This is a genomic window from Thalassospira lucentensis (genome assembly GCF_011806425.1).
GTDB lineage: Bacteria > Pseudomonadota > Alphaproteobacteria > Rhodospirillales > Thalassospiraceae > Thalassospira > Thalassospira lucentensis_B.
Window position 1 is genome coordinate 749,517 of the sequence record NZ_JAATOV010000003.1, and the last position, 9,194, is coordinate 758,710.

General features: G+C 52.4%; 9 protein-coding genes. 6 read left to right on the forward strand and 3 right to left on the reverse strand.

What is annotated here, in order from left to right; all coding sequences use genetic code 11:
- The first annotated feature begins 102 nt into the window (after positions 1-102).
- The 3 genes from HCZ99_RS13480 (at position 103) to HCZ99_RS13490 (ending at position 2,355) form a co-directional block, all read left to right on the forward strand.
- Positions 103-1,140: a mechanosensitive ion channel family protein gene (locus tag HCZ99_RS13480; RefSeq protein WP_167447500.1), complete on the forward strand. Its 1,038-nt coding sequence runs from the start codon at positions 103-105 to the stop codon at positions 1,138-1,140.
- A 202-nt stretch (positions 1,141-1,342) separates the two neighbouring features.
- On the forward strand, positions 1,343-1,924 hold the full coding sequence (locus HCZ99_RS13485) for a DJ-1/PfpI family protein (protein WP_167447501.1): 582 nt from the start codon (positions 1,343-1,345) through the stop codon (positions 1,922-1,924).
- Positions 1,925-2,040: 116 nt separating this feature from the next.
- Positions 2,041-2,355, forward strand: a complete 315-nt coding sequence (locus HCZ99_RS13490; RefSeq protein WP_167447502.1) for a ribbon-helix-helix domain-containing protein — start codon at positions 2,041-2,043, stop codon at positions 2,353-2,355.
- A gap of 100 nt (positions 2,356-2,455) precedes the next feature.
- On the opposite strand, the gene HCZ99_RS13495 is transcribed toward HCZ99_RS13490, so the two are convergent.
- The 3 genes from HCZ99_RS13495 to pyk form a co-directional block, all read right to left on the reverse strand.
- Complete coding sequence (locus tag HCZ99_RS13495) at positions 2,456-3,415, reverse strand: hypothetical protein (RefSeq protein WP_167447503.1); 960 nt, start codon at positions 3,413-3,415, stop codon at positions 2,456-2,458.
- A 5-nt stretch (positions 3,416-3,420) separates the two neighbouring features.
- Complete coding sequence (locus HCZ99_RS13500; protein WP_167447504.1) at positions 3,421-4,932, reverse strand: DUF2336 domain-containing protein; 1,512 nt, start codon at positions 4,930-4,932, stop codon at positions 3,421-3,423.
- 381 nt (positions 4,933-5,313) lie between these two features.
- Positions 5,314-6,732, reverse strand: a complete 1,419-nt coding sequence (gene pyk / locus HCZ99_RS13505) for a pyruvate kinase (protein ID WP_167447505.1) — start codon at positions 6,730-6,732, stop codon at positions 5,314-5,316.
- A gap of 287 nt (positions 6,733-7,019) precedes the next feature.
- Between pyk and HCZ99_RS13510 the strand changes: the two genes are divergently transcribed.
- The 3 genes from HCZ99_RS13510 to HCZ99_RS13520 all read left to right on the forward strand — a co-directional run bounded on the left by HCZ99_RS13510 (position 7,020) and on the right by HCZ99_RS13520 (position 8,873).
- Positions 7,020-7,493 carry a deoxycytidylate deaminase gene (locus tag HCZ99_RS13510; RefSeq protein WP_167447506.1) on the forward strand — a complete coding sequence of 158 codons (474 nt, stop codon included), beginning with the start codon at positions 7,020-7,022 and terminating at the stop codon, positions 7,491-7,493.
- Between the two features lie 334 nt (positions 7,494-7,827).
- Complete coding sequence (locus tag HCZ99_RS13515) at positions 7,828-8,322, forward strand: response regulator (RefSeq protein ID WP_167447507.1); 495 nt, start codon at positions 7,828-7,830, stop codon at positions 8,320-8,322.
- Positions 8,319-8,873, forward strand: a complete 555-nt coding sequence (locus HCZ99_RS13520) for a transcriptional regulator (protein WP_167447508.1) — start codon at positions 8,319-8,321, stop codon at positions 8,871-8,873. Before HCZ99_RS13515 ends, HCZ99_RS13520 begins: the two co-directional genes overlap by 4 nt.
- Positions 8,874-9,194 lie beyond the last annotated feature (321 nt).

A 9,194-nucleotide genomic window follows, 5' to 3' on the forward strand; every position in this document is an offset into this window, starting at 1 on the left:
TGCCTGCTTTTCAATGGCTCCTAAACCTGCAATGCTTAGTATCTCATACAGCGGTATGAGTAGCAAACTATACAACCATGACACGGAGCGGATGAGGTCACAATGCTTGATACAGATGTCGATTCAATCACAGAAGCGCTAAAAGCCTTCGCTTTGGGCTTCGGCTTGGACATATTGGGCGCAATTATTCTTTTAATTGTCGGTTGGTGGGTGGCCGGACGTGCCGCTGCACTGGTTCGACACGCACTTAGAAACGCAAATTTTGTCGACTCGACCTTAAAACCACTGGCCGCAAGCTTGGTGCGCTACACAATTCTGATTTTTGTGTTGATCGCCGTTCTATCAAACTTTGGCGTACAAACCGCAAGCATCATTGCCGTTCTCGGTGCTGCTGGCTTGGCCATTGGCCTCGCCCTTCAGGGGACGCTTTCGAATATTGCCGCCGGTGTCATGATTTTGATCCTGCGTCCGCTCAAACTTGATGAATTTGTCGAAGCAGGATCTGTTTCAGGGACGGTTGTTGAAATTACCCTGTTCACCACATTGCTGAAAACGGCCGACGGTATCTTTATCTCGGTCCCGAATTCGCAAATCTGGAACAGCGCCATCAAGAACTACTCGCGCAACCCAACCCGTCGTCTCGATATCAAAGTTGGCATTGCGTATAACGATGACGTCGACGCGGCACTTGAATTCCTTAAAAAACTTGTCGAATCCGATCCGCGCGTTCTCAAAGATCCCGAACCCATGAGCTTCGTTGCCAACTTGGGCGAAAGCTCGGTCGATCTCACCGCACGTGGTTGGGTCGCGACCTCAGAATTCTGGCCGACCCTCTTTGACCTGACGCGCAAATCAAAAACCGAACTCGAAGATGCCGGGTTCTCTATTCCCTTCCCGCAGCGTGATTTGCTGATCAGAGAAACCGCTGAAACTGCTGGTACCAGCAAACTATCGGCAAAACCGGCTACAAAAACAGCTGCAAAAACCGCGACCAAAACAGCATCCAAAACAACGGCGAAAAAGCCCGCCACCCGGTCGCGCGCCAGCACGGCGAAATCCACAAGCAAAACCGCCGCGAAATCGTCGACCAAATCTGAAAGCAAGGCTCCGTCGTCTGAACCAGACACGTCAAAAAGCTAAGCCTGCAATAAAACGACTTTCGATAAAAAGAGACCCAATCGGGTCTCTTTTTTTATGCGCAGTCGTCAGCGACCTTGCCAAACTGCCACCAAATACCAACCGCAACCACACGACACGCGACACGTAGTATCCCGCTGTTACCCGTCCGCCCCAAAACAGGCTTATAATCAAAGGTGATCAAAAACCGACGGGAGGATAACAAATGTCTGCGAAGAAAATTTTGATGATCGTTGGCGACTTTGCCGAGGATTACGAAACCATGGTGCCGTTCCAAACCTTATTGGCGGTTGGCCATAACGTCGATACTGTCTGCCCCGACAAGAAGGCGGGCGAAACCGTATCGACTGCCATTCATGATTTCGAAGGCGATCAGACCTATACCGAAAAGCCAGGTCACAAATTTGCACTTAATGCCGATTTTTCTTCTGCGCGTGCGGATAACTATGACGCGCTGGTTATTCCTGGTGGCCGTGCCCCAGAATATCTGCGCCTAAACGAGGATGTTATTCGACTTGTTCGCGATTTTAACGATGCGGACAAACCGATTGCCGCTGTTTGCCATGGTGCACAACTTCTTGCAGCAGCCGACATCTTAAAAGATCGTCGCGTGTCGGCCTACCCGGCCTGCGCGCCAGAAGTCAAAATGGCGGGCGGCACCTATGCCGAAATCGACATTGATGATGCCTGTGTTGACGGAAACCTCGTGACGGCCCCGGCATGGCCAGCCCATCCGAAATGGATGGCAGCCTTCCTGCGTGTTCTGGGCACCGAAATTAAATTGTGATGATCTGTCGCCCAATCGCTGATTGCGCTTGGGCGACATTTATCGGACGATGGCCTGGTTAAAAAAGAAAAGCTTCGGATCAATACAACCGAAAGCAATCAGGAAAGGCCATATATATGTGTCAGATATATTCCGGGACCGAGCCCGAACTGTATCAATGCGTCAGCCGTTCTGTACGCATCAATGGCGTTGTCACCAGCCTGCGTCTTGAACTGCGGTTTTGGCAAATTCTCGATGAAATCGCCAGCGGCGAAGGATTTACCACCCCACAGTTTTTGGGCAAAATTCACGACGAAGCCGTTGCCGAACGCGGCGACATTCCAAATTTCGCTTCCCTGATGCGGGTAATCTGTACCGTATATCTGGAAAAACAGGCCGGGCTGCTTGCCACGCCAAAAGACACCGCCCCTCAGTCACGCTTGGTAAGCTAAGGATGCTTAGCGGCACACAATAAATAGTGCGCCAGCTTATGCGTTTGAGCATATGTCTGCACGCGTAAGCAGGCGCTAAGCGATCTTGTGCTTGTGGGATTTAGTTGAGCCAGGAAGACAGCTCGCGTGAACTAAACCCGCCGCTGCTCATGATTGGCGGATTGGCGGTGCGTTTAATGGTTGGCTCTGCCGGCTTGATAATACTATTGCGCCGATGCAAACCAGCCGCTGCGCCAAAATCAATTTGCGTCCCCGCGGCCATATCCTTGATCGGGCGTGACGATGCATTCATCGCGGCCTGCAAGGATTGCGGTGTCGGCTGCTTTTGTTTGGCTTCGTAAATCCAACGCAGTTCCTGTTTTAAGGTCTGATATTCCGGGGTATCGGGCGCTGAGTTCACTTCATTCACAATCTGAAGCTTCACCATCTGCGGGAATTGATCAAGGCGTTCCAGCAACATGAACTTCACACTCGGGCGCACCGCATCAGACCGCATCAGCTTCATCACCAAGCGGCGATAAATATCGATGCGAAGGTTACCATTTGATGCCAGCTCGATGAATTCTTCGACAAATTCGCGGGCTTCCATCTTACCATCAAGCAACGCCCGAAGGTTGTCGCCCATCGCCCGGCGATAAGATTCGCGGATTTCAACAACATGGTTGGATGCCCGCGTACGCACCAAATGAAACGCTTCGGGGCTAAAGGCATTTTTGGTCAGAAGCTTGGCGCAATCGGCAACCAATTCATGCTTGGTTGCTTCTGACACCACCTCAAACACACCGGTAATCAGTTCTTTGCACTTTGCGTGCGGCCCCATACGGATCGCCGCTGCCAATGCCATCGGGCTTTCCGGATCACGGGTCGCGATGACCGCCAAGGCAATCGGATCGTCATATTGCATCAGCGCAAGATCATTGCTCAGCAAATGCTCAGGCATCAACAAACGTTGTTGCTTGGCCGCCCCCATAACGGTCAGCGGTTCTTTGCTTTGATAGCTTTCTTTGATGTTCAGGGCGTATTTCAACCCTTCATATGAAATGCCGTGATTTCTGCTCATGGCACTCAGTCTCCCTTCCGGCCCTTGGGTCGGGTTTCTGAGACCAATCCGTCAATACCAGCGGATTTACGCGTGCGGCGATTTTCCGCTGCATTTTCACGCGGCTTTGCTTCACGCGCAGCAGGTGCTTCGGCTTCTTTTTCTGCGCGCGGATGCGATACGGTCGGCTTCATATCGTTAAAGAAATCGATATACCAATCCATATCCGTCGTCGCCAAGGCAAAGCGCCCACCCGCGGCCGGGTTTTCAATATTGCCGTCCGGGATCCCATTGCTCAGCTGCAAAACGACCGCCGAGGGGGCGGTCATGCCCGAACGCCATGCCAATGCTGTAATTGCGCGTGCACTTCCGGAATCAAGGATTTTCGACACTACCGATTCTGGCAGTTGGGCATAATGACCAAGCGCCTGAACGACCAAGCCATCTTCGTTGCGCGACAGCGCATCAAGAACATACTGGTCGACCGTCATCTGCGCCTTGGATGCCACTTCCTGACCGATATCTTCCATCTGGCCATCTTCGATATGGGCCATCATGTCCTCTGCCGGATCATAAGCAGGCATACGATTTTCAAACCGGGCCTTTTCGATCCGCTGCCGCACAGATTGGCGCATGGCACGCGCAACTTCGGTGCGCATCCGGCCCTGCTCGACCAAGGTGTCAAACAACGATGCCATGATGAAATGCGCGATCCGGCGCTGGGCCTGACGCGAAATATGATTGCCGCCCCCCAACAGGTCATTATCCGGGGCGGGTTTCTTTTCCTGATGCTCGGCAAAACGCGGTGCCAACGGCACAACATTGCGCGGCGCATCATCCGATGACAGCAGACGGTTCAAAAGACCGCCCTTCTCTTTTTCGGCTTTTTGTCCAACCAGGCGCGCCTGTGCGGCGGCTTCCTGATCGGCGCGTGCGCGTTCGGATGCGGTTTGAACGAATTCACCACGACCGCGCACGATATCAAGGAAATCCGAATCGCTTAGAAGTTCGATATAATCGGCAATCGATACCCGGCCAATGGCCTGAATATCCTGACGCAGGCGCATGGCAGCCTGACGCGTCATATAAGGTGTGTGACCGAGTTCCTGATCAATCAGGGCAATCACCTGCGGGCGGTAACAATCGCCCATATTGGTAATCGCCGCGACAAATTCATCGACCATCGCCAATCGGTCGGACGGGCTGACATCGCTTAGATGGCGGCGCAGGCGCCGGGCCACATCCATGCGAACATCGCTATCGAAATGGGGGGTATTATTTTCGTCTTCATCTGCGACGGCCATTTCCGATGAAAGGCGCGCAGCATGTTCAAGGGCCGACAGATTAGGGGCATCTTCGCTGGCATGCTTACGGGGAATCCGGCGTGCCTGCGCAGTTCCATTGCCTTGGATCGTCCCAAAGGAATCAGGCGCAATATCACGGACCGTTTCAGCAAGGTCACGAAGCTTCGCCGTGGCTTTATCATCAAGCCCCGCATCGCTCGTGTTTTTCTGCCGATTGAACATCCAACTCAGCATTATCGCAGCAAATCCCCTGGTCCCGTGCCTTGCGGCGTCTGGCGTTAAAAAGGTTAACACCCTGATTTTATTATTGTGTTCGCGCACTTTATACCGAACTGCGCACGATCCACAACCTAACCGAATGTCTATTTCGGCTCCCCACTTGCAATCAGCCGACCTTCAAAAGACAGACGCCCGATTACCCGCTAACTATCGACGGAAAGACTCAAAAAAACATTAACAATACAGACCACTATAAACCGCATGCTCCAGCCGCTCGCAAAGCGACCTTATATCCGCCACTCCGCCAACCATCGCCATGGCATTTCGGCACAAAAAAACGGGCGGCCACGAAAGCCACCCGTCTTTATATTAATGCAGTCAACGCCCAAAAAGACGTTAGCCAACCCACGCAATGCGCAGAATATTGGTCGCACCCGGTGTACCAAACGGAACACCCGCGGTAATCACAAGGGAATCACCGACCTTGGCAAATTCTTCACGCTGGGCAACTTCACAGGCAATGCCAACCATTTCGGCGAAGTTGGTCGCATCGCGGGTAAACACCGCGTGCACGCCCCAGCACAACGTCATCCGACGTGCAGTCTGAATTTTCGGCGTCAGGCCCAAAATCGGCACTTCCGGACGTTCACGCGCCGCACGAAGCGACGTCGATCCCGACGTGGTATAGGTCACAACCGCCTTGGCACCAATGGTCCCGGCCACCTGACGGGCGGCCGCACTGATCGCATCGGGCGAATTGTGCTCTGGATCCGGACGATTGGCATCGCGCAACCGGTAATACAGATCGTCTTCTTCGACGCGAACCATAATACGGTCCATGATCGAAACCGTCTCAAGCGGGTATTTACCCACCGCACTTTCCGCCGACAGCATCACCGCATCGGCACCATCATAGATGGCGGTCGCGACGTCGGATGCTTCTGCACGTGTCGGGGTTGGGTTCGACACCATCGAATCAAGCATCTGGGTCGCAACGATCACCGGCTTACCAGCTTCGCGACATGCCTTGATGATGCGTTTCTGCAAAATCGGCACATCTTCTGGCGGGCATTCAACACCAAGGTCGCCACGGGCCACCATGATAATGTCCGACAGCTCGACGATCTCATCAAGATGCTCGATCGCCTGCGGCTTTTCCAATTTGGAAACGATGGCCGCACGGCCCTGAATGATTTTACGGGCTTCGGCCACGTCTTCTGGACGCTGAACAAATGAAAGCGCGACAAAATCAACGCCCATTTCCAGACCGTAATCAAGATCGATACGGTCCTTCTCGGTCAGCGGTGACATCGGCAACATCACGTCGGGCAGGTTAACGCCCTTACGGTTCGACAGCGGCCCACCGGTAATAACGGTGCATTCTGCGGATTTATCGTCGCATTTTTCAACACGCATACGCAGCTTGCCATCATCAAGCAACAGGTTCGCGCCCGGTTTTAAGGCAGCAAATACCTCTGGATGCGGCAGGGAAACGCGGTTTTTGTCCCCCGGCTTATCTTTATCCATGTCGAATTTGAACGTGTCACCAGCCGTAAGCTCGATCTTTTCATCCGCAAAAGTCCCAACACGAATTTTGGGACCCTGCAAATCCATCAAAGCACCGATGGGACGACCAAGCTTTTCTTCGACAGCACGGATTGCTTCGAAACGTTCCTGATGTTCTGCATGTTCACCATGCGAAAAATTCAGCCGGAAAACATCTACACCTGACTTTACGATCTTCTCCAGCATATCTGGATGAGAGCTCGCTGGCCCCAGGGTTGCGATGATTTTCGCCTTACGTTGACGGCGCATCGGCTAATACCTCTTGTTATTTGGTTTACACATCAGCCCTTCCCACTTCGGCCTGCATCTGCGGCGAGGCGTCAAGGCGTCCTGATCTTTTTCTGGGGGTATCCCCTTAATAGCTAATAAGCCCTGCTTTGAACAGGAACTTTTCGCTAACCGCCTTTACAAAATTGTGATTTTTCGCTGGACAATTGCAAGGAGCACCTTCTTAAAAGACCAATAACACACGCGCAGCATCATAAATGTGACACGCGGATTAATTTCGTCTCACCATCGTAACAGGGCCCCTACCCATGAGCAAATGGCACCATCGCTTTCTTGGTCTCGCATCACATATCGCCGAATGGTCAAAGGACCGTAGCACGCAGGTAGGTGCGGTTGTCATCGGCCCTAAAAAAGAAATTCGTGCTGTTGGCTATAACGGTTTTCCGCGTGGTGTCGATGATTCGGTTGAACGCCGCCATCAACGCCCGGAAAAATACGCCTATACCGAACATGCCGAACGCAACGCCATTTACAACGCCAGCTACACCGGTACGTCCCTTGATGGTTGCGCGCTTTATGTCACGCATTTCCCATGCTGCGATTGTGCACGTGCGATTATTCAGGCCGGCATCGCCGAAGTTTTCGTCGATAAAAGCAAACTGACCAGCGATTTTCTTGAACGCTGGGAACAGGATATGAAAATTTCGACCGAAATGTTCGAGGAATCCGGCGTTGCCGTCAAAGTCATCGACGACGAAGGCACAACCGAACCGTTAAAATAGTACAGCCATCCTTTTTTGATCGGTCAACGCACCCTATATGACCGATAGATGACCAATAGACGTATCATTACGACACTTAACACGGCCAAAATACTTGGCGTTAATTCTACAACGCCTTCAAATACCTGACGAACAGTTCGATGACAGTATTTGTCAGAATTTGTCAGATTTCCGGGCTATTTTAAGCCCTGTTTGCGCTTGCCGCGACTCTGACAAAGGTATAGTGAATTAGGATAACAGCACATTATGGGGAATGCTGCTGTCCACCTGAACACCGACGCGTTTCGAACGCAATTCGGGCGCTTTTCGGGATATGCTCAGGAAGCAAGGCTGAATGAACGCAAAAATAGACTTTAGTAAAATCAGTTTTCTGATTGTCGATGGGGACAAAATTTCAGCACAAGTTGTGTATGATACCCTCGCATATTTGGGCGCAAACCACATTCAGCGGGTGAAGGCACCCAATGATGCGTTCGACGTGCTGCGTCGCGAAAAAATCGACATCGTAATTTGCGAATGGCGCCTGCGCGGCATGGATGGTCTCGAATTCCTGGATGTCATGCGCAATTCGACCAGTTCACCGAACCGCTTCATTCCGGTGATCATGCTGACAGCCCATTCTGAAATGAAATATGTGACAACCGCGCGTGATCTGGGAATCACGGAATTCCTTGCAAAACCCTTCAATGCCAAGGCACTCTATAGTCGGTTGGTTTCGGTGATTGCGCGCCCACGACGTTTCATTAATACAGGAACGTATTTTGGCCCTGACCGTCGCCGCAGACAGGTACAATTCGATGGTCCCAATCGGCGGGACCCGGATGAATGACACATTATGACTGGGGAAGTCGGGCAATCGTGACACCAGAAAAGCCAATCAAAAAGAAAAACGTCCAGATCATTCCGCCAAATACGGATCTGACACGCCGTGCCGTGAACTTCGCCACGGGTTTTGACATCAACCTGTCCCCCGAACAGCTCGAAGAACTCGAACATGTTGTTCAACGCAGCACGGAAACCTTTGTCGTTGATATCGGCAATGAACTGATGACGTGCCGTAAGCTGATTGTTGGTGCCCTTGCCGACAAATCCAAACGCCCACAGGCCGTCGCCGCAAGCAGCGACCTTGCCTATTCCGTAAAGGCGCTTGGCGGGACGTTCCAATACCCGCTGATGACCCAGATCGCCAAATCCATGGAAAGCTTTATCGCAGACCGTACTACGGCGACCGAAAAACAGCTTCTTGTGGCTCAGCTGCATATCGATTCACTCTATGTAATCCTCGCAAGCCGCGTCACCGGGTTCGGCTCCACCGTTGAACAGGCCACCGTTGCCGCCCTGACCAAACTTGCCGAACGCTACGAGCTCCCGCGCGAATAAGCCAACGCGCGGCTAACCCCCAAATCCTACACGCCAGACCTTCCCCACCCGATCCTCCCGCCCGATTTAAAACGTCATTGATCAAATCAATGATCTGTTTTTGCACGGAAAACTCCTAAAACCCCCTGGCAAAACACAACATTAAAACGGCCAAGGCGCATTTCACCAACAAGGCCTAAACTTCTGCGCGATAGCGTAAAGAAAAATGCTTTTTCGCAACAAAAAGCCCTTGCCAGAGTGCCCGACCGCTTATATAAACCGCGCCACACACCATGCGGGTGTAGCTCAGTTGGTTAGAGCGCCGGCCTGTCACGCCGGAGG

Excerpts from the sequence above, each read along its gene's own strand:
- HCZ99_RS13510 (WP_167447506.1), top strand. The coding sequence starts at position 7,020 with ATGAGCAAATGGCACCATCGCTTTCTTGGTCTCGCATCACATATCGCC.
- HCZ99_RS13480 (WP_167447500.1), top strand. The coding sequence starts at position 103 with ATGCTTGATACAGATGTCGATTCAATCACAGAAGCGCTAAAAGCCTTC.
- HCZ99_RS13500 (WP_167447504.1), bottom strand. The coding sequence starts at position 4,932 with ATGCTGAGTTGGATGTTCAATCGGCAGAAAAACACGAGCGATGCGGGG.
- pyk (WP_167447505.1), bottom strand. The coding sequence starts at position 6,732 with ATGCGCCGTCAACGTAAGGCGAAAATCATCGCAACCCTGGGGCCAGCG.
- HCZ99_RS13490 (WP_167447502.1), top strand. The coding sequence starts at position 2,041 with ATGTGTCAGATATATTCCGGGACCGAGCCCGAACTGTATCAATGCGTC.
- HCZ99_RS13515 (WP_167447507.1), top strand. The coding sequence starts at position 7,828 with ATGAACGCAAAAATAGACTTTAGTAAAATCAGTTTTCTGATTGTCGAT.
- HCZ99_RS13485 (WP_167447501.1), top strand. The coding sequence starts at position 1,343 with ATGTCTGCGAAGAAAATTTTGATGATCGTTGGCGACTTTGCCGAGGAT.
- HCZ99_RS13520 (WP_167447508.1), top strand. The coding sequence starts at position 8,319 with ATGACACATTATGACTGGGGAAGTCGGGCAATCGTGACACCAGAAAAG.
- HCZ99_RS13495 (WP_167447503.1), bottom strand. The coding sequence starts at position 3,415 with ATGAGCAGAAATCACGGCATTTCATATGAAGGGTTGAAATACGCCCTG.